Annotated in this window: 16 protein-coding genes; 10 read left to right on the top strand and 6 right to left on the bottom strand. The window is 67.6% G+C overall.

Annotated features, from left to right (window positions below; translation table 11 throughout):
• Window positions 1–222: 222 nt before the first annotated feature.
• From FGX59_RS10395 to FGX59_RS10385, 3 genes are read left to right on the top strand one after another with little or no spacing between them, the layout of a single operon-like run.
• Window positions 223–1,209: a TRAP transporter substrate-binding protein gene (locus FGX59_RS10395; protein ID WP_138466467.1), complete on the top strand. Its 987-nt coding sequence runs from the start codon at window positions 223–225 to the stop codon at window positions 1,207–1,209.
• A gap of 1 nt (window position 1,210) precedes the next feature.
• The gene (locus FGX59_RS10390; RefSeq protein WP_138466466.1) at window positions 1,211–1,750 is read left to right on the top strand and encodes a TRAP transporter small permease; all 540 of its coding nucleotides are present in this window, start codon (window positions 1,211–1,213) and stop codon (window positions 1,748–1,750) included.
• Window positions 1,747–2,994 (top strand): TRAP transporter large permease, encoded by a 1,248-nt coding sequence (locus tag FGX59_RS10385; RefSeq protein WP_138466465.1) that lies wholly within the window; start codon window positions 1,747–1,749, stop codon window positions 2,992–2,994. Before FGX59_RS10390 ends, FGX59_RS10385 begins: the two co-directional genes overlap by 4 nt.
• Before the next feature lie 44 nt (window positions 2,995–3,038).
• Here the strand turns inward: FGX59_RS10385 and FGX59_RS10380 are convergent, their stop codons facing one another.
• Window positions 3,039–3,215 carry a hypothetical protein gene (locus FGX59_RS10380; RefSeq protein WP_370295925.1) on the bottom strand — a complete coding sequence of 59 codons (177 nt, stop codon included), beginning with the start codon at window positions 3,213–3,215 and terminating at the stop codon, window positions 3,039–3,041.
• A 149-nt stretch (window positions 3,216–3,364) separates the two neighbouring features.
• Entirely contained in the window at window positions 3,365–4,111 is a 747-nt protein-coding gene (gene ubiG / locus FGX59_RS10375) for a bifunctional 2-polyprenyl-6-hydroxyphenol methylase/3-demethylubiquinol 3-O-methyltransferase UbiG (RefSeq protein ID WP_138466463.1), read from the bottom strand.
• A gap of 67 nt (window positions 4,112–4,178) precedes the next feature.
• Between ubiG and pip the strand changes: the two genes are divergently transcribed.
• The 6 genes from pip to infB all read left to right on the top strand — a co-directional run bounded on the left by pip (window position 4,179) and on the right by infB (window position 13,059).
• Window positions 4,179–5,171, top strand: coding sequence for a prolyl aminopeptidase (gene pip, locus FGX59_RS10370; RefSeq protein WP_138466462.1), 993 nt, complete (start codon window positions 4,179–4,181; stop codon window positions 5,169–5,171).
• Window positions 5,172–5,274: 103 nt separating this feature from the next.
• Window positions 5,275–7,422: a methyl-accepting chemotaxis protein gene (locus tag FGX59_RS10365; protein ID WP_138466461.1), complete on the top strand. Its 2,148-nt coding sequence runs from the start codon at window positions 5,275–5,277 to the stop codon at window positions 7,420–7,422.
• Between the two features lie 177 nt (window positions 7,423–7,599).
• Window positions 7,600–8,217 carry a ribosome maturation factor RimP gene (rimP, locus tag FGX59_RS10360; protein ID WP_138466460.1) on the top strand — a complete coding sequence of 206 codons (618 nt, stop codon included), beginning with the start codon at window positions 7,600–7,602 and terminating at the stop codon, window positions 8,215–8,217.
• A 5-nt stretch (window positions 8,218–8,222) separates the two neighbouring features.
• Window positions 8,223–9,860, top strand: a complete 1,638-nt coding sequence (gene nusA, locus FGX59_RS10355; protein ID WP_138466459.1) for a transcription termination factor NusA — start codon at window positions 8,223–8,225, stop codon at window positions 9,858–9,860.
• A 23-nt stretch (window positions 9,861–9,883) separates the two neighbouring features.
• Window positions 9,884–10,507 (top strand): RNA-binding protein, encoded by a 624-nt coding sequence (locus tag FGX59_RS10350; RefSeq protein ID WP_138466458.1) that lies wholly within the window; start codon window positions 9,884–9,886, stop codon window positions 10,505–10,507.
• 8 nt (window positions 10,508–10,515) lie between these two features.
• Window positions 10,516–13,059: a translation initiation factor IF-2 gene (gene infB / locus FGX59_RS10345; RefSeq protein ID WP_138466457.1), complete on the top strand. Its 2,544-nt coding sequence runs from the start codon at window positions 10,516–10,518 to the stop codon at window positions 13,057–13,059.
• Window positions 13,060–13,226: 167 nt separating this feature from the next.
• On the opposite strand, the gene FGX59_RS39290 is transcribed toward infB, so the two are convergent.
• The 4 genes from FGX59_RS39290 to FGX59_RS10330 form a co-directional block, all read right to left on the bottom strand.
• On the bottom strand, window positions 13,227–13,349 hold the full coding sequence (locus FGX59_RS39290; protein WP_255471568.1) for a hypothetical protein: 123 nt from the start codon (window positions 13,347–13,349) through the stop codon (window positions 13,227–13,229).
• A gap of 244 nt (window positions 13,350–13,593) precedes the next feature.
• Complete coding sequence (mutT, locus tag FGX59_RS10340; protein WP_138466456.1) at window positions 13,594–13,992, bottom strand: 8-oxo-dGTP diphosphatase MutT; 399 nt, start codon at window positions 13,990–13,992, stop codon at window positions 13,594–13,596.
• The gene (gene argJ / locus FGX59_RS10335) at window positions 13,989–15,314 is read right to left on the bottom strand and encodes a bifunctional glutamate N-acetyltransferase/amino-acid acetyltransferase ArgJ (protein WP_138466455.1); all 1,326 of its coding nucleotides are present in this window, start codon (window positions 15,312–15,314) and stop codon (window positions 13,989–13,991) included. Before argJ ends, mutT begins: the two co-directional genes overlap by 4 nt.
• A gap of 7 nt (window positions 15,315–15,321) precedes the next feature.
• Window positions 15,322–16,182 carry a peptidylprolyl isomerase gene (locus tag FGX59_RS10330; protein ID WP_138466454.1) on the bottom strand — a complete coding sequence of 287 codons (861 nt, stop codon included), beginning with the start codon at window positions 16,180–16,182 and terminating at the stop codon, window positions 15,322–15,324.
• Between the two features lie 185 nt (window positions 16,183–16,367).
• On the opposite strand from FGX59_RS10330, the gene secA reads away from it, so the two are divergent.
• A complete protein-coding gene (secA, locus tag FGX59_RS10325) occupies window positions 16,368–19,085 on the top strand; it encodes a preprotein translocase subunit SecA (RefSeq protein WP_138466453.1) in 2,718 nt (905 codons plus the stop codon).
• The last annotated feature ends 19 nt before the right edge of the window (window positions 19,086–19,104 follow it).

The raw sequence follows: 19,104 nt of genomic DNA, 5'->3' as shown, positions 1-19,104 counted from the left end.
CGCCGCTGGCAAGGCCGGGCGCGCGCGCCGCTGGACGGCAGATCCGGCGGCGGAGACCAGAAATCCGGCCAGGCTGGCTTGCATCTTTGCCGACACATGCGCCATATCCGCTGCGAATCTGCGCCGTGCCACGATTTTGAGCAAGATTTGAACTGAACCGGGGGACGGCGCCCACGCCGGCGCCGCTGCGGCGCCACTTGCATGACGACTAGGGAGAACAACATGGCGAGCATCTTCAAGGCAGCGGTCCTGGCTGCCGCGACCGTCGGCGCAGGCGCGCTGCCCGTCCTGGCCGAGATCAAGCCGGTCAATTTGCGGCTCGCGCATGTCGTGAACGAGCAGGACGGCTTCCACGCCGCGGCGGTGAAATTCAAGGAACTGGTCGCCGAGCGCTCGGACGGCGCGATCACCGTCGACATCTTCCCCAATGCCACGCTGGGCGACGAGCGCACGCTGCTCGAGGGGATGCAGATCGGCACGGTCGACATGGGCGTCATCACCAACGGCCCGGTCTCGAACTTCCTCGAGGACATGGCCGTGTTCGAGCTGCCCTTCCTCTTCCCCTCGCCGGAAGCCGCCTACGAAGTGCTTGACGGCGAGATCGGCCAGGAGCTGCTGGGCCGCCTGTCGGAGGTCAACCTCAAGGGCCTGGCCTATGCCGAGCGCGGCTTCCGCAACCTCACGAATTCGCAGCACGCGGTGGAGAGCCCGGCCGATCTGGATGGCCTGCGCATCCGCGTGATGGAGAACCCGGTCTATATCGACACGTTCCGCGACCTGGGCGCCGACGCCATCCCGATGGCCTGGACCGAGGCGCTGACCGCGATGCAGCAGGGCACGATCGACGGCCAGGAGAACCCGGTCAATGTCGTCTACTCCTTCAAGCTGAACGAGACCCAGACCTACATGACCATGACCCGGCACACCTATGCGCCGGCGCTCTTCGTGATGGGCATGCCGAAATGGAACCAGCTGGGCGAGGAAGCCCAGGCGATCGTCCAGCAGGCCGCGCAGGAGGCCGCCGAATACGAGCGCGCGCTGAATGCCGAGCTGGAAGGCGAGCAGCTGCAGGCGCTGAAGGATGCCGGCATGACCGTGAACGAGGCGCCCGACCTGGCCGCCTTCGCCGCGGCCGTGCAGCCGGTCTATGACGAATACGGCAAGAAATTCGGCGACTACCTGCCGCGCATCCGCGAGGCGCTGAAGTAAGATGCTGAAAGGTCTGGCGTGGATCGACCGGAGCCTGGGCATCGTCCTGGGTCCGGTGGTGTTTGCGGGGATGGCGGGCCTGACGGCGGTCATCACGCTCCAGATCGTCTCGCGGGTGTTCTTCACCTCCGTGAGCTGGACCGAGGAGGTCGCGCGCTTCCTCCTGATCTGGATCACCTTTCTCGGTGCCGCGCTGGCCTATCAGCAGGGGCGGCACATCGCCGTCGCGCTTCTGCGCGACAGCCTGCCGCCGCCCCTGCGCAAGCTGCTGACCGGGCTGGCGCATGCGGTCGCCATCGCCTTCCTTGTGACGCTGGCGGTGATCGGCTGGCGCTATATGCAGATGCAGAGCTTCCAGAAATCGCCGTCGATGCGGCTGAAGATGAGCTATGTCTACGCCGTGATGCCGCTGGCCGCGGCGCTGATGGCGGGGCTCTCGGCGATCGACCTCCTGCGGCTGCTGGCCGGGCGGGAGGTGCTGCGCCAGCGCAGCGAGGCCGAGGACGCGCTGTCCGGCGATAGCGCGGAGGAGGGGGCATGAGCCTGCTGCTTCTCGGCCTCTTCGTCCTCTTCCTGCTGATGGGCCTGCCGGTCGCGATCGTGATCGGCGCGGCGACGATGACGGCGCTGAATGCCTCGGGCATGCCGCTGATGGTGGTGCCGCAGCAGATGTTCGCGGGGATCAACTCCTTCGCGCTGGTCGCGGTGCCGATGTTCGTGCTGGCCGGAGACATCATGGCCCAGGGCGAGATCTCGAAGCGGCTGGTGGGCTTCGCCGACAGCCTCTTCGGCTTCATCAAGGGCGGGCTCTCCATCGTCTCGGTGCTGGCGGGGATGTTCTTCGCCGCGATCTCGGGCTCGGGCGCGGCGACCACCGCCGCGGTCGGGGCGAGCCTGGTGCCGGAGCTGAAGCGCAAGGGCTACGACCCGGCCGCCGCCGCCTCGCTGATTGCCGCCTCGGGCACGATTGGCGTGGTGATCCCGCCCTCGGTGCCGATGATCATCTACGCGGTGATCGCCCAGGAATCCGTGGCGAAGCTCTTTCTCAACGGCTTCCTGCCGGGCGTGGCGATGGGGCTGGGGCTGATCGCCGTGGCGCTGATCCAGGGCCACCGGCGCGCCTATCCGCGCGGCACGGCGCTGAATGCGCGCACCATCTGGCGCAGCTTCCGCGCGGCGAGCTGGGGGCTGATGGCGCCGCTGATCATCCTCGGCGGCATCTTCTCGGGGATCTTCACCCCGTCGGAGGCGGCCGTGGTGGCGGTGAACTACGCGATCCTCGTCTCGCTCTTCGTCTATCGCGACATGACCTTCCGCCAGCTCTACCGGGTGATGCTGCGCGCGGGCGTGACCACGGCGGTCATCATGTTCGTGATCGCCGCCTCCTCGGTGCTGAGCTGGACGCTGTCGAGCTGGCAGGTGCCGAACCAGATCGCCACGGCGGCGATGTCGCTGTCGTCGAACGCCTATGTGCTGCTGCTTGTCATCTTGGCGGTGGTGCTGCTGGCCGGCGTCTTCCTGGAGACCGCCTCGGCGCTGATCATCCTGACGCCGATGCTCCTGCCGCTGGCGGCGCAGCTGGGCATCGGGACAGTGCATTTCGGCATCATCATCGTGGTCGGGCTCGCCATCGGCATGGTCACGCCGCCGGTGGCGATCAACCTCTTCGTCGCCTCCACGACGGCGGGGCTGCCGATCGAGCGGATCACCCGCGCGGTGCTGCCCTATCTGGCGGTGCTGGTCCTCGTCTACCTGCTCATCGCCTTCCTGCCGCTGGCCTTCTGAGCCAAGGGCGGAGCGCCTCCCGGGAGGGAGGCGCGGGGGGCGCGTCAGCTTTCGTTCGGACCGCGCAGCGTGCGGATCGCCTTGCGGATGGCGCGCCAGTCCTCGGCCTCGGCCGTCCGGCCCCGCTGCTCGCAGAGCTTGCGGTGGCGGGCCGCCTCGGCCTCCGCCCGGTCGCCATGCGCCTTGTAGAGCGCCAGCGCGTGCTGCGAAATGCTGTTCATGTCCATAGGTGTTCCTCCCTCTTTGCGCAGGCGGGCGGTCACGTCGCCCCTGATCCCGGCAGGGCCACCCTACACCAGCAGGCGCGCCGAGTCAGCCGCTGCGGCGGGATCCCGGCGATGCGCAGGGCGGAGAGGGGGAGGCGCCGGGTCTAGCCCGGCGCGCGGCTGGCCGTCACGTAGTTGACCGAGAGATCCCGGTCGGAGATCGACCAGCTCCAGCCGAGCGGATTGAAGACGAAGCCCTTGCGGTCAACCGGATCGAGCCCGGCCTCCGAGAGCTGGGCGCAGAGCTCGTCGGGGGTGATGAACTTTGCCCAGTCATGCGTGCCCTTCGGCAGCCAGCGCATGATCTGCTCGGCGCCGACGATCGCCATCAGGTAGCTCTTGGCGTTGCGGTTCAGCGTCGAGACGATGACCAGCCCGCCGGGCTTCGCAAGGCCGGCGCAGACAGTCAGGAACTCCTGCGGATCGGCGACATGCTCCACCACCTCCATCGCCAGCACCACGTCGAAGCGCTCGCCGCCCTCGGCGATCGCCTCCGCGGTGGTGTGGCGGTAGTCGATCTCGAGTCCCGACTGCTCGGCATGGAGCTTCGCCACCGGGATGTTGCGCTCGGCGGCATCGGCGCCGGTCACCTCGGCGCCGAGCCGGGCCAGCGGTTCGCACAGGAGCCCGCCGCCGCAGCCGATATCGAGCACCTTCAGCCCCTCGAAGGCGCGCGGGCGGCGGCGGTCGCGGCCGAATTCCGCGGCGATCTGGCCGATGATGTAGTCCAGCCGGCAGGGATTCATCATGTGCAGCGGCTTGAACTTGCCGGAGGGGTCCCACCATTCGGCGGCCATGGCCTCGAACTTGGCGATTTCCTGCGGATCGACGGTCGAAACTGCATCGCTCATGCCGCGTGTCCCTTTTTCGTGTTTTCCATCTATGGCCGGGGCCTCAGGTCGCCTATATAGTCGCTCCATGGAGCAAGTCTCAGGACAAAAGCGTACGGCGCACCAGTTTCTCTACCCTCCGGTCGATGCCTATGACCAGAGGATGATGGAGACCGGCGACGGCCACAGGATCTATGTCGAGCAATGCGGCGCGCCGGACGGCATCCCGGTCGTGGTCGTGCATGGCGGGCCCGGCGGCGGCTGCAGCCCGGCGATGCGGCGCTATTTCGATCCTTCGGCCTACCGGATCATCCTGTTCGACCAGCGCGGCTGCGGCCGGTCGCGGCCGCATGCCTCGGTGGAGAGCAACACCACCTGGCACCTGGTCGCCGACATGGAGCGGATCCGCTCCGAGCTGGGCATCGAGCGCTGGATCGTCTTCGGCGGCAGCTGGGGCGCGACGCTCTCGCTGATCTACGCCATCACCCATCCCGAGCGCGCGGCCTACCTGGCGCTGCGCGGCATCTTCCTGATGACGCCTGCGGAGCTCGACTGGTTCTACGGCGGCGGGGCGGGGCAGTTCTGGCCCGATGTCTGGGACCGCTTCGTCCGGCTGATCCCCGAGGACGAGCGCGGCGACCTGATCGCGGCCTATCACAAGCGGCTGTTCAGCGGCGACTCGATGGTCGAGATCCGCCATGCCCGCGCCTGGGCCTCCTGGGAGAACGCGCTGGCCTCGATCCAGAGCCAGGGGCTGCAGCATGACAGCCCGGCGGATTACGCGCGCGCCTTCTCGCGGCTGGAGAACCACTATTTCATCCATGGCGGCTTCCTCGACTCGCCGAACTGGATCCTGGAGAATATCGGCCGCATCGCCGACGTGCCGGGCGCCATCGTGCAGGGGCGCTACGACATGATCTGCCCGCCGCAATCGGCCTGGAACCTGTCGCGCGCCTGGCCGCGCGCAGAGCTGAAACTGGTGCCGAATGCGGGGCATGCGCTCAGCGAGCCGGGGATCAGCGCCGAGCTGGTGCGAATTACCAACATTTTGAGGAATCAGCGCGGACTCCTGGGCTTCTAGGCCCGGGAGGCGGCGCGCCGGGCCGGATTGTTCGGCCTCCACAACGCAAACTTTACTTCTGCCGGCTCATACAGGCCCCGAGTGTTTTTTCGGAGAGCTTCCTATGAAGACGGCGTTTGGGTTGCGTATCAGTGGCCGTATCTATGCGATTGTCCTCGTGGTTCTGCTGGCGGTCGCGGCACTGGCTGCAACCATGTACGTCCTGGCCGAGCGGAACACGATGCGGATGCGGGAGGCGCATCTGCGCGACGTCGTCGATGCCGCGATCTTCAGCCTGGATGCCGTGCAGCAGCGCGTCGATGCCGGCGAGCTCTCGCCCGAGGCCGCCCGGGAGGAGGGGCGGCGGCTGCTCAACGGCATGCGCTATGCCGGGGACGGCTACTTCTTCGCGCTCGACCGCAACTCGGTGATCACCGCCCATGGCAGCAATCCCGATCTCGTCGGCTCGGACCAGAGCGCGTTCGAGGATCCCGGCGGGGTGAAGGTCTTCCAGGAATTCGTGGCGCTCGCGGAGGAGGGCGGCGGCAAGCTCGACTACAGCTTCGCCCGCTTCGGCGAGGATGGCGAGGCCAAGATGGTGCCCAAGCTGGGCTATGTGCGGCCCTTCGCGCCCTGGGGCTGGATCGTCGGCACCGGCACCTATCTCGAGGATCTGCACGCGCAGATGGCGGTGATGCGCAATACCGGCATGTGGGTCGGGCTCGGCGGCATGGCCCTGCTGACCTGCGCGATCGTGCTGATCGCGCGCAGCGTGACGGGACCGGTCCGGCGGCTGAACGCGCGGATGGCGACGCTGTCCTCCGGCGATCTGGACAGCGAGATTCCCTGCCTGGCGCGCAGCGACGAATTCGGCGAGATGGCCAGGGCCGTGCAGGCCTTCCGCGAAGGGCTGGTGGAGAATGCGCGGCTCGCCGCCGAGGCGGAGACGCGCCACCGCGAGGAGGTCGCGGCCGAGGCCGAGCGGCGCGAGGAGGCGCAGCGCCAGGAAGAGGCGGAGCGCGAGCGCGAGGCGCGCGCCGAGCAGGAGATACAGGAGGCGCGCAGCCGCGCCGACACGGCCCGGGCCGAGGAGCTGGAGAAGGCCGACCGGGAGCGGCGCAGCGCGCTGGCACGGCAGGAGCAGGTGGTCAGCGTCCTCGCGGAGGCGCTGCGCACCCTGGCTTCGGGCGATCTGGGATTCCGTCTCGAGGAGGAGTTCGACGGCGTCTACGAGGAGCTGCGCAGCGATTTCAACACGACGGTGGACACGCTGGAGGAGGTGATCGCCAGCATCTCCGAATCCTCCGGCCATATCGTCGAGAAGGGCGAGGCGATCACGACCTCGGCGGAGGATGTCGCCAAGCGGACCGAGCAGGCGGCGGCGACGCTTGAGGAGACCGCGGCGGCGCTGGAGGAGCTGACCTCCTCGGTGGCGCTGGCCGCCAAGGGCGCCAAGGATGCCGACCGGATCGTGGTCGACGCCCGCGGCACCGCGGAGCAGAGCGGCGAGGTCGTCCGCCAGGCGGTGGAGGCGATGGGGGCGATCGAGCAGTCCTCCGACAAGATCTCTAAGATCATCCACGTGATCGACGACATCGCCTTCCAGACAAACCTGCTGGCGCTGAATGCCGGGGTCGAGGCAGCGCGCGCGGGCGAGGCGGGGCGCGGCTTCGCCGTCGTCGCCTCGGAGGTCCGGGCGCTGGCGCAGCGGTCCTCGGACGCGGCGCGCGAGATCAACGCGCTGATCTCGGAAAGCGGCGACCAGGTCAATCGCGGGGTCTCGCTGGTCGGCGAGGCGGGCGAGACGCTCCGCCAGATCGCCGCCTCGGTCTCCGAGATCTCCGGCCATGTCTCGGACATCGCCCGCTCGGCCGGAGAGCAGTCGGTCGGCCTCGGCGAGATCAACACCTCGGTTTCGCATCTCGACAACACGACCCAGGCGAATACCGCGCTCTTCCAGGAGACCCTGTCGGCCAGCCAGTCTCTGACCCGCGAGGCGGTCAATCTGGGCAATGCGGTCGCGCAGTTCCGGCTGAGCCCGGGCCGGGCGGCGGCATTGAGCCTGCGTCTGGAGCCTGCGGCCGCGCCCGATCCCGCACCGGCTCCCGACTCCGCGCCGGAAGCCGGGGAGGAGCCCAAGCCAGCCGCGCGTCCGGCCGCGCCGAAGCGCGCCGCCGCGGCGGAGCCCGAGCGCATGGCCGTCAACGCGCCCGGGCCCTCGTCGGGACCGACCGCGCCGGGCTATGACGACGGCGGCTGGGAGGATTTCTGAGGCATCCGCTCCGCCCGCGCCCGGCCTTGTGGAGAATCAGCTTGCGCCGGGGCGGCGAAACCAGTAAGAGCAGCGCAAGCGGCGCGCTGTTTCCTTTCCGGAGAGGTGCTCCACCGAACTACGCAACGGGCCGCTGGCCCGTTTTTTTGTGCGTCCTGAAACCCCTGGAGTTCTCCCGTGTCGGATCTGATCGCGAAGGCCCCTATCGACCGCCGCATGGCGGAGATCGTCGAGCCGGTTATTGCCGATCTCGGCTACGAGCTTGTCCGCATCCGCCTGATGGGGGGCAAGACCCATACGCTGCAGATCATGGCCGACCGTCCCGAGGGCGGGATCGAGGTCGATGACTGCGCCAAGATCTCGACGGCGGTCTCGGCCGCGCTCGATGTCGAGGATCCCCTGGACGAGGCCTATACGCTGGAAGTCTCGAGCCCCGGCATCGACCGGCCGCTGACGCGGCTGAAGGATTTCGACACCTGGGCCGGCTACGAAGCGAAGATCGAGACCACCGAGATGATCGACGGCCGCCGCCGCTTCCGCGGAGAGCTGGCCGGGGTCGAGGAGGACGAGGTCCTGCTGACGCTGCCGCCGCAGGGCGGCGCCGCCGGGACCGAGCCGGTCACGATCGGACTGAAATTCGAGTGGCTCAGCGATGCCAAGCTGGTGCTGACCGACGAGCTGATCACCGAGATGCTGCGCCAGCGCAAGGCAGCCGGCATCATCAACGAAGACGAATTCGACGAGATCGTCACAGATAGCGCCGGCGACCCGGCGGCCGTGACCGAGGAGGACTGATCCCCATGGCGATTACCGCAGCGAACCAGCTGGAGCTTCTGCAGACCGCAGAGGCCGTGGCCCGCGAGAAGATGATCGATCCGGGCCTCGTGATCGAGGCCATGGAAGAGAGCCTCGCGCGCGCTGCCAAGTCCCGCTATGGCGCCGAGATGGATATCCGCGTCAAGATCGACCGCCGCACCGGCGTCGCCACCTTCTCGCGCGTGCGCACGGTGGTCGAGGACGAGGAACTGGAGAACTACCAGGCCGAGCTGACCGTCGACCAGGCCAAGCAGTACCGCGCCGATCCGCAGGTCGGCGACGAGATCATCGACGAGGTTCCCCCGGTCGAGCTGGGCCGCATCGCCGCGCAATCCGCCAAGCAGGTCATCCTGCAGAAGGTGCGCGAAGCCGAGCGCGACCGCCAGTACGAGGAATTCAAGGACCGCGCGGGCACGATCATCAACGGCATCGTCCGCCGCGAGGAATACGGCAACATCATCGTCGATATCGGCCGCGGCGAAGCCGTGCTGCGCCGCAACGAGAAGATCGGCCGCGAGAGCTACCGCCCGAACGACCGCATCCGCGTCTTCATCAAGGACGTGCGCCGCGAGCCGCGCGGCCCGCAGATCTTCCTCAGCCGCACCGCGCCGGAATTCATGGCCGAGCTGTTCAAGATGGAAGTGCCGGAAATCTACGACGGCATCATCGAGATCAAGGCCGTGGCCCGCGATCCGGGATCGCGCGCGAAGATCGCCGTGATCTCCTATGACAGCTCGATCGACCCGGTCGGCGCCTGCGTCGGCATGCGCGGCAGCCGCGTCCAGGCCGTCGTCAACGAGCTGCAGGGCGAGAAGATCGACATCATCCCGTGGAACGAGGACCAGCCGACCTTCCTGGTCAACGCGCTGCAGCCGGCCGAAGTGTCGAAAGTGGTGCTTGACGAGGAAGCCGAGCGGATCGAGGTCGTCGTCCCCGACGAGCAGCTCAGCCTGGCCATCGGCCGCCGCGGCCAGAACGTGCGCCTCGCCAGCCAGCTGACCGGTCTCGATATCGACATCATGACGGAAAGCCAGGAGAGCGAGCGCCGCCAGGCCGAATTCGCGCAGCGCACGCAGCTCTTCATGGACACGCTGGACGTGGACGAGTTCTTCGCGCAGCTGCTGGTCTCGGAAGGTTTCACCAATCTCGAGGAGGTCGCCTATGTCGATCTCGACGAGCTGCTGGTGATCGACGGGGTCGACGACAGCACCGCCGAGGAGCTTCAGGCGCGTGCCCGCGACCATATCGAAGAGCTGAATCGCAAGGCGCTGGAGAATGCCCGCGCGCTGGGAGTCGAGGACAGCCTGGTTGACTTCGAGGGCCTGACTCCCCAGATGATCGAGGCACTGGCGAAAGACGGCGTGAAGTCGCTCGAGGATTTCGCCACCTGCGCCGACTGGGAGCTGGCCGGTGGCTGGACCACGGTGGACGGCAAGCGCGTCAAGGACGAAGGCCTGCTCGAGCCCTATGATGTCAGCCTGGAAGAAGCCCAGACCCTGGTCATGAACGCGCGCGTCCAGCTGGGCTGGGTCGATCCGGCCGAACTGGAAGCCGCTGCCGAGGAAGACGAGGACGAGCTGGCCGAAGTCGAGGCCGAGGTCGCCGAAGAGGACGAGGCCTGAGAGACGGCCCGGAGGCGCAAGTCATGAGCCGGGGCGGACGGAAGGCCGAGACGGACGGGCCCGAACGGCGCTGCCTGGCAACGGGCGCGTCGGGGCCGAAGGCGGGGCTGGTCCGGTTCGTGGCCGGTCCCGGCGGCGAAGTGGTCCCGGACCTGGCGGAGAAGCTGCCGGGGCGGGGAATGTGGGTCGCGGCCGATCGGGCAGCGATCGAGCTGGCGGTGAAGAAGAAGCTCTTCAGCCGCGCCGCCAAATGCCAGCTGCAGGCGCCGGCCGACCTCCCCGCGATGGTCGAGGCCGGTCTCGCGCAGCGGCTGGTCACGCTGGTCGCGCTTGCCCGCAAGGCGGGCGGGGCGGTGGCCGGCTACGAAAAGGTCAAGGCCTGGCTGGATAACGGCGAGGCGGTTGTGCTGCTCCAGGCTTGCGACGGCTCGGAGCGGGGAAAGTCGAAGCTCCGGCCGCCGAATGGGCCGGATACGTTAATTTCCGTGCTCTCGGGCGCGGAGCTTGGTCTGGCGTTTGGCCGGGAAAATGTCGTGCACGGTGCGCTTGCCGCTGGTGGACTCGCCCGCCGTGTTGTAGAGGAAGCGTCACGTTTGGCGGGCCTGCGCCCGCAGGACGGGGGTAATTCGGCCCCCGGGAAGGAATGAACGGCTTTATGAGCGATAGCGACGGTAAGAAAACTCTGGGTGTCCGCGGTGGTGGTCCTCGTTCCGGTCAGGTGAAGCAGAGCTTCAGCCACGGCCGGACGAAGAATGTCGTGGTCGAAACCAAGCGCAAGCGCGTGGTGGTCCCGAAGCCCGGGGGGAACAAGTCCGGCGGCGGCGCAGCCGGTGGCGACCCGTCCCGACGTCCTGCCGGGATCTCCGATGCGGAGATGGAACGCCGCCTGCGTGCGCTGCAGGCTGCGAAGGCCCGCGAGGCTGACGACGCCCGCGAACGCGCCGAGGAAGAGAAGCGCCGCGCCGACGAGCGCGAGCGCCGCCGGGCGGAGATCGAGGCCAAGGAGCGCGAAGAGCGCGAGCGCGAAGAAGCGCTGAAGGCCAAGGCCGAAGAGGACGAGCGCAAGAAGCGCGAGGCCGAGGAAGCCGCCAAGAAGGCCAAGGAAGATGCCGCCGCTGCGAAGCGCGCGGAGAAGGCCGCTGCGACCGCTGCCGAGCAGGCTCCCGCTCCGGGCGCCGCCGATGCAGGCCGTGCCGAGCGTGCCGTGCCGACCAAATCCGGCGTGCCGACCCCCCGCAAGGGCAAGACCGACGGCGACCGCGACAGCGCAGGCAAGAAGCGCGGCCGCGACGACAACCGCCGTTCCGGCAAGCTGACGCTCAACCAGGCCCTGAACGGCGGCGGCGAGAACCGCGGCCGGTCGCTGGCCGCGATGCGCCGCAAGCAGGAACGCGAGCGCCGCAAGCAGGTCGGCATGGGCGACAGCCGCGAGAAGATCGTGCGCGACGTCCAGCTGCCCGAGACCATCGTGGTCCAGGAGCTGGCCAACCGCATGGCGGAACGCGTGGCCGACGTGGTCAAGGCGCTGATGCAGAACGGCATCATGGCGACCCAGAACCAGTCGATCGACGCCGACACCGCGGAACTGCTGATCGAGGAATTCGGCCACAAGGTGGTCCGGGTCTCCGACTCCGATGTCGAGGACGTCATCCATACGGTCGACGACAAGGAAGAGGACCTGCAGCCGCGCGCGCCGGTCGTGACCATCATGGGCCATGTCGACCACGGCAAGACCTCTCTGCTGGACGCGATTCGCAACGCCAAGGTGGTTGCGGGCGAGGCCGGCGGGATCACCCAGCATATCGGCGCCTACCAGGTGCGCACCGATGGCGGCCAGCTGATCACCTTCCTCGACACGCCCGGCCACGCGGCCTTCACCTCGATGCGGGCACGTGGTGCCCAGGTGACGGATATCGTGGTCCTGGTTGTCGCGGCGGATGACGCGGTCATGCCGCAGACGGTCGAGGCCATCGCCCATGCCAAGGCGGCGGGCGTGCCGATGATCGTGGCGATCAACAAGATCGACAAGCCGGAAGCCGACCCGATGAAGGTCCGCACGGCTCTGCTGCAGCACGAGGTGGTCGTCGAGGCCATGTCGGGCGAAGTGCAGGATGTCGAGGTTTCGGCCAAGACCGGCCTCGGGCTCGACGAGCTGCTCGACGCGATCGCGCTGCAGTCCGAGATCCTGGAACTGAAGGCCAACCCCGACCGCGCCGCAAGCGGTGCCGTGATCGAGGCGCAGCTGGATGTCGGCCGCGGCCCGGTCGCGACCGTCCTGGTGCAGAACGGCACGCTGAAGCAGGGCGACATCTTCGTCGTCGGCGAACAGTGGGGCAAGGTCCGCGCGCTGATCAACGACAAGGGCGAGCGGGTCAAGTCGGCCGGTCCGTCCGAGCCGGTCGAGGTCCTGGGCCTGAACGGCACGCCGGAAGCGGGCGACGTTCTGAACGTGGTCGAGACCGAGGCGCAGGCGCGCGAGATCGCGGATTACCGCGAGCAGGCCGCCAAGGACAAGCGCGCCGCTGCCGGGGCCGCCACCACGCTGGAACAGCTCATGGCGAAGGCCAAGGCGGACGAGAATGTCGCCGAGCTGCCCATCCTGGTGAAGGCCGACGTGCAGGGCTCTGCCGAGGCGATCGTCCAGGCGATGGAGAAGATCGGCAACGACGAGGTCCGCGTGCGCGTGCTGCATTCGGGTGTCGGCGCGATCACCGAGTCGGATATCGGCCTGGCGGAAGCCTCCGGTGCGCCGGTCTTCGGCTTCAACGTCCGGGCCAACGCTCCGGCACGGAACGCCGCGAACCAGAAGGGCGTGGAGATCCGCTACTACTCGGTGATCTACGATCTGGTGGATGACGTGAAAGCGGCGGCCTCGGGCCTGCTGTCGAACGAGATCCGCGAGAACTTCATCGGCTACGCGGAAATCCGGCAGGTCTTCAAGGTCACCGGCATCGGCAAGGTCGCCGGCTGCCTGGTCACCGAGGGCGTGGCGCGCCGTTCGGCAGGCGTCCGCCTGCTGCGCGACAACGTCGTGATCCACGAGGGCACGCTGAAGACGCTGAAGCGCTTCAAGGACGAAGTGTCCGAGGTCCAGTCGGGCCAGGAATGCGGCATGGCCTTCGAAGCCTATGACGATGTCCGCGAGGGCGATGTCATCGAGATCTTCGAGCGCGAGGAAGTCACCCGGACCCTCTCCTGAGGACCGGCAGACCAGAATTCGGACGGGCGCCTTCGGGCGCCCGTTTCCGTTTCGGGGATGCGGTGCCGGGGCAGGGGGTGTTCAGGGGCAGCCGACAAAATGAAAGGGCCGAGCGATGGATCGCTCGGCCCTGCCGGTGCGTGGTCTGAAAACAGTGTGGCTGGTGATCAGACCGGCGTGCCTTCGAAGGTCCGCGGGCCAACGCGCACGATGATGCGGCCGTTGGCGAGGGCTTTGACGAAAGTGCCCTGGACGGAGATGTGGCTTCCCACAGTGATGGTCTTGAGCATGGCTGGTTCCCCCCGGAGTCATGTTGTTGGTGGTGTCCTTGATCCCAGATTTAATTAATCTCCCTTGGGATTTCACTAAGAAAAGCGTCATCGGGGTGTCACATTGGCCTATTTTGCAAGCAAATGAGGTAGAAATGTTATGCAAACCTGTCCAATTGTATAGCTCAATGTATCTTACTGGGTAGGCTGCGGGATTTTTCGCACATGCAGCATTGACGGCAGCGCTAACACTGCCGAATCACGCTCAGACCCAGTCGCGGATCACCGGGATCAGGGGGAGGTCCGCCTCGGGCATCTCCAGATCGCGCAGCTGCGCCGGACGCACCCATTTCATCGCCTGGCCTTCGCGCCCCGTGGGCGTGCCGTTCCAGCGGCGGCAGATGAAGGTCGGCATCAGCAGGTGGAAATGCTCGTAGCTGTGGCTGGCGAAGGTCAGCGGGGCCAGGCAGGAGGCCTGGGTGTCGATCCCGAGCTCCTCCTGGAGCTCGCGGATCAGGGCTGCTTCGGGGGTCTCCCCGGGCTCGACCTTGCCGCCCGGGAATTCCCACAGTCCCGCCAACGCCTTGCCTTCGGGGCGCTGTGCGACCAGCACGCGCCCGTCGGCATCGACGAGGACGACGGCGGAGACCAGGACCATCTTCACGACCGGTAATCCGCGTTGATCGAGATGTAGCGGTGCGTGAGATCGCAGGTCCAGACGGTCGAGCTGCCCGCGCCCAGGCCGAGATCGGTGGTCACCACCAGCTCTGCCTGCGTCATGTAGCTGGCGCCCGCCTCTTCGGTATAGCTCGGCGCCACCCAGCCGTTCTCGGCCACCAGGATGTCGCCGAAGCGGATCGACAGCAGGTCGCGGTCCGCCCTGGCGCCGGACTTGCCGACGGCCATGACGATGCGGCCCCAGTTCGGATCCTCGCCGGCCACCGCGGTCTTCACCAGCGGCGAATTGGCGATGGCGAGCGCGACCTTGCGGGCATCCGCGTCGCTTTCGGCGCCGGTCACGCGGACCTCGAGGAGCTTCGTGGCCCCTTCGCCGTCGCGCACCACCTGCAGCGCCAGATCGGTCATCACCGCGCCGAGCGCCGCCTCGAAGGCCGCCTCGTCCGCGTCCGTGACCTCGGCCCCCTGGCCGGTCGCGCCGACCAGCAGCGTGTCCGAGGTGGAGGTGTCGCTGTCGACCGTGATGCTGTTGAAGCTGCGGTCGGTCAGGCGGCGCAGCATCGCGGTCAGCGCCGGCTGCGAGATCTTCGCGTCGGTGAAGATGTAGACCAGCATCGTGCCCATGTCGGGCGCGATCATGCCGGAGCCCTTGGCGAAGCCCGCCACGGTGACCTTGCCGCCCGCAAGCTGCGCGGTCTCCACCGAGCCCTTGGGGAAGGTGTCGGTGGTCATGATCGCCCGCGCCGCGCCGGTCCAGCCTTCGGGCGAGAGATCGCCGGCCAGGGTGCCGAGCGCCGCGATGATGCGGTCATGCGGCAGCGGCTGGCCGATCACCCCGGTGGAGGAGGTGAAGATCCGCGATTGCGGCAGATCCAGCACCTGGGCCACCGCGGCGGTCACCGCCTCGACGGATTCCAGCCCGCGCCCGCCGGTGAAGGCGTTCGAGTTGCCGGCATTCACGAGGAAGGCCGCCCCGGCCTCCGGCGCCTCGACCGCGGCCAGCTTGGCCTCGCAGTCGAGCACCGGCGCCGAGCGGGTCGAAGAGCGCGTGGTCACCCCGGCGATCACCGATCCCGGGGCCAGCCGCGCCATCATCACGTCGGGACGGCCCTTGTATTTCACCCCCGCAGCCACGGAGGAGAGCTCCAGCCCGGCGATCGCGGGCAGTTCGGGAAACCCGCCCGCCGGAGCGAGCGGGGAGACCAGCGGCGCGGCCGGCGCTGCCTGGGCGGGCTTGCCCGCCAGGCGGCGCTGGATGCGGGCGCGGGTCAGGGCGCGCTGGTCGCGCCGGAACTGGGCTTTGCGCATCAGCGTGTCACTTCACGAAATCGGGATCGGACATGAAGCTGGCATCGACGTCGGACGAGCTCTTGCGCTCGATCTCGGCGCCGTCGGTCAGCTGGTCGATCTTGGCCTCGACGGCCTTGCGCTGCAGCGTCTGGGTCAGCTCGTCGCGCACGTCGTCGAGCGCGGGCGCGTCGGAGAGCCGGGTCTCTTCCAGCTTGATGACATGCCAGCCGAACTGGGTCTGCACCGGAGCGGAGATCGTGCCGGGCTCAAGTTCGGTCACGGCCTGCTCGAATTCGGGCACCATCATGCCGGCGCCGAACCAGCCGAGATCGCCGCCATTCGGGCCGGACGGGCCGGTCGACTTCTCCTTGGCCAGCTCGGCGAAATCGGCGCCGTCATTGAGCTGGTCGACGATGGCCTGGGCCTCTTCCTCGGTTTCCACGAGGATGTGGGCGGCGTGGTATTCGCGGCTCGGCTCTGCATTCGCATAGGTTGCGTCATAGAGCTCCTGCAGCGCCTCGTCGGTGACGGCGGCGTTGGCGACGTCCTGCAGCACCAGGCCCGAGACCAGCGTGCGCTCCTCGTTGGCGACGGCGGCGGCGACGATCGGCGGATGGTCCTTCATCTCGCCGGCCAGAAGCTGCTGGCTGACCATCTGGTCGAGCAGCGTGTCGAAGAGCTGGTCATCGGGCATCTGCTGGTATTGCTGCGGCAGCCGCGACCGCATCAGCATGACTTCGCCCGCAGTGATGTCGGCTCCGTTCACCGTGGCGACGACCGTGTCGAAACCGGGGAGTTCAGGGGCCGGGGCCTCCTGGGCCGCAACTGCAGAGGCAAGTCCGATGGCAGCGGCGGTGGTCAGGAGAAGACGGGAGTTGAGCTTCACGGGGCGTTCCTTCCAAGGATTGTGCGCGTCCGGCGGCGTTGACACTCTCAGACCTGCCCCTTACATCGCTGGAGACCCAGACGACGGGGGCAGCATCTGACCGCTTCATAGGATGTGCCGCCGGGGGCGGCAAGGCGCCGCCGTTCAAGAACGGGTCAGGACGCGCAAGCGAAGCGGAGAGAGACGTGCTGGGCATTGGAACGATTGCGAAGAAGGTCTTCGGGACCCCGAACGACCGGAAAGTCAAGGCAACGCGTCCCCTCGTGGCGAAGGTCAACGCCCTGGAACCCGAGTTCGAGAAGCTCGACGATGCCGGGCTGATCGCCAAGACCGCCGAATTCCGCGAGCGCGTCGCCAAGGGCGAGAGCCTCGACGCGCTGCTGCCCGAAGCCTTCGCCAACTGCCGCGAGGCTGCGCGCCGCGCGCTGGGGCTGCGGGCCTTCGACACGCAGCTTCTGGGCGGCATCTTCCTGCACCAGGGCAATATCGCCGAGATGAAGACCGGCGAGGGCAAGACCCTGGTCGCCACCTTCCCGGCCTATCTGAACGCGCTGACCGGCAAGCCGGTGCATATCGTCACCGTCAATGACTACCTCGCCCGGCGCGACGCGGAATGGATGTCGAATGTCTATACCGCGCTCGGCATGACCACCGGCGTGGTCTATCCCCAGCAGCCCGAGCCGGAGAAGAAGGACGCCTACAAGGCGGACATCACCTACGCGACCAACAACGAGCTGGGCTTCGACTACCTGCGCGACAACATGAAGTCCTCGCTCGACCAGATGGCGCAGCGCGGACACTATTTCGCGATCGTCGACGAGGTGGACTCGATCCTGATCGACGAGGCGCGCACGCCGCTGATCATCTCGGGCCCGGCGCAGGACCGTTCCGAGCTCTACCGCACGATCGACACCTTCATCCCCGAGCTGACGCCCGAGCACTACACGCTGGACGAGAAGCAGCGGAACGTGACCTTCAACGAGGAAGGCAACGAGTTCATCGAGCGCCGGCTGCAGGCGGCCGGGCTGCTGCCCGAGGGGCAGACGCTGTACGATCCGGAATCCACCACGCTGGTGCACCATGTCACCCAGGGGCTGAAGGCGCATGTGCTCTTCACCCGGGACAAGGACTATATCGTCCGCGACGACCAGGTCGTGCTGATCGACGAATTCACCGGCCGGATGATGGTCGGGCGGCGGCTGTCGGACGGGCTGCACCAGGCCATCGAGGCCAAGGAAGGCGTCAAGATCCAGCCCGAGAACACGACGCTGGCCTCGGTCACCTTCCAGAACTACTTCCGCCTCTACGAGAGGCTGGCCGGCATGACCGGCACCGCGGCCACCGAGGCCGACGAATTCGACGAGATCTACAAGCTCGGCGTCGTCGAGGTCCCGACCAACCGCCCGATCGCGCGGATCGACGACCATGACCAGGTGTTCCGCACCGGCCGCGAGAAATACGCCGCCATCGTCGAGGAGATCAAGAAGGCGCACGAGAAGGGCCAGCCGGTCCTGGTCGGCACCACCTCGATCGAGAAATCCGAATTCCTCAGCCAGCTCCTGGGCTCGGAAGGCATCCAGCACAACGTGCTGAACGCCCGCCAGCACGAGCAGGAGGCGCAGATCGTCGCCGATGCCGGCAAGCTCGGCGCCGTGACCATCGCCACGAACATGGCGGGCCGCGGCACCGACATCAAGCTGGGCGGCAATGTCGAGTTCAAGATCATGGAGGCGATCGCCGCCGATCCGGACCGCCATCCCGACGAGATCCGCGGCTCCATCGAGGAGCAGCACAAGACCGACGAGGAAGCGGTGAAGCAGGCCGGCGGCCTCTTTGTCCTGGCCACCGAGCGGCACGAGAGCCGCCGCATCGACAACCAGCTGCGCGGCCGTTCGGGCCGCCAGGGCGACCCGGGACGCTCGGCCTTCTTCCTCAGCCTGGAAGACGACCTGATGCGCATCTTCGGCGGCGACCGGCTGGACAAGATGCTGCAGCGGCTGGGCATGAAGGAGGGCGAGGCGATCGTCCATCCGATGGTCAACAAGTCGCTCGAGCGGGCGCAGGCGAAGGTCGAGGCGCGCAACTTCGACATCCGCAAGCAGCTCCTGAAATTCGACGACGTGATGAACGACCAGCGGAAGGTCATTTTCAGCCAGCGCCGCGAGATCATGGAGACCCAGGACGTTTCCGAGATCACCCGCGACATGCGCCATGACGTGGTCGAGGATCTGGTCGACACCTACATCCCGCCGAAGACCTATCACGACCAGTGGGACGGCGAGGGGCTCTATGCCGCCGCCATCGAGAAGCTGGGCGTCGACGCGCCGGTCATGGCCTGGGTCGACGAGGACGGCGTCGATGCCGAGGTGATCCGCGAGCGGCTCGAAGAGGCCTCGGACTCGCTGATGGCCAAGAAGGCGACCGATTTCGGCGTCGACAACATGCGCAACATCGAGAAGCAGGTGCTGCTGCAGACCATCGACGCCAAGTGGCGCGAGCATCTGCTGACACTGGACCACCTGCGCTCGGTCGTGGGCTTCCGCGGCTATGCGCAGCGCGATCCGCTGAACGAGTACAAGAACGAGGCCTTCCAGCTCTTCGAAGGGCTGCTCGACGGGCTGCGGTCTGAAGTGACGGCCAAGCTCGGCGCGGTGCGTCCGCTGAGCCAGGAAGAGCAGCAGGCGATGCTGAAGCAGTTCCTGGCGCAGCAGGGCGTGAAGGCGCCGGAACCGGCAGCCGAGGAAGCCGCCGCCGCGCCCGCTCCGGCCGAGGAGCCCTCTCCGGCCGCCGTCGATGGCTTCGACGAGACCGATCCCGCGACCTGGGGCAATCCCGGCCGCAACGATCTCTGCCCCTGCGGCTCGGGCAAGAAGTTCAAGCACTGCCACGGCAGCCTCGCCTGAGGCGCCGGCGCTGTAGGAG

Source organism: Poseidonocella sp. HB161398 (assembly GCF_005870025.1).
Taxonomy (GTDB): Bacteria; Pseudomonadota; Alphaproteobacteria; order Rhodobacterales; family Rhodobacteraceae; genus Mangrovicoccus.
The sequence above is the reverse complement of the archived record's forward strand: the minus strand, read 5'-3'. Positions and strand labels throughout refer to the sequence as shown.

Bases quoted from the DNA above. Each gene is read 5' to 3' on its own strand.
- FGX59_RS10395 (WP_138466467.1), top strand. From the start codon at position 223: ATGGCGAGCATCTTCAAGGCAGCGGTCCTGGCTGCCGCGACCGTCGGC.
- FGX59_RS10390 (WP_138466466.1), top strand. From the start codon at position 1,211: ATGCTGAAAGGTCTGGCGTGGATCGACCGGAGCCTGGGCATCGTCCTG.
- FGX59_RS10385 (WP_138466465.1), top strand. From the start codon at position 1,747: ATGAGCCTGCTGCTTCTCGGCCTCTTCGTCCTCTTCCTGCTGATGGGC.
- FGX59_RS10380 (WP_370295925.1), bottom strand. From the start codon at position 3,215: ATGAACAGCATTTCGCAGCACGCGCTGGCGCTCTACAAGGCGCATGGC.
- ubiG (WP_138466463.1), bottom strand. From the start codon at position 4,111: ATGAGCGATGCAGTTTCGACCGTCGATCCGCAGGAAATCGCCAAGTTC.
- pip (WP_138466462.1), top strand. From the start codon at position 4,179: ATGGAGCAAGTCTCAGGACAAAAGCGTACGGCGCACCAGTTTCTCTAC.
- FGX59_RS10365 (WP_138466461.1), top strand. From the start codon at position 5,275: ATGAAGACGGCGTTTGGGTTGCGTATCAGTGGCCGTATCTATGCGATT.
- nusA (WP_138466459.1), top strand. From the start codon at position 8,223: ATGGCGATTACCGCAGCGAACCAGCTGGAGCTTCTGCAGACCGCAGAG.
- FGX59_RS10350 (WP_138466458.1), top strand. From the start codon at position 9,884: ATGAGCCGGGGCGGACGGAAGGCCGAGACGGACGGGCCCGAACGGCGC.
- infB (WP_138466457.1), top strand. From the start codon at position 10,516: ATGAGCGATAGCGACGGTAAGAAAACTCTGGGTGTCCGCGGTGGTGGT.
- FGX59_RS39290 (WP_255471568.1), bottom strand. From the start codon at position 13,349: ATGCTCAAGACCATCACTGTGGGAAGCCACATCTCCGTCCAGGGCACT.
- argJ (WP_138466455.1), bottom strand. From the start codon at position 15,314: ATGCGCAAAGCCCAGTTCCGGCGCGACCAGCGCGCCCTGACCCGCGCC.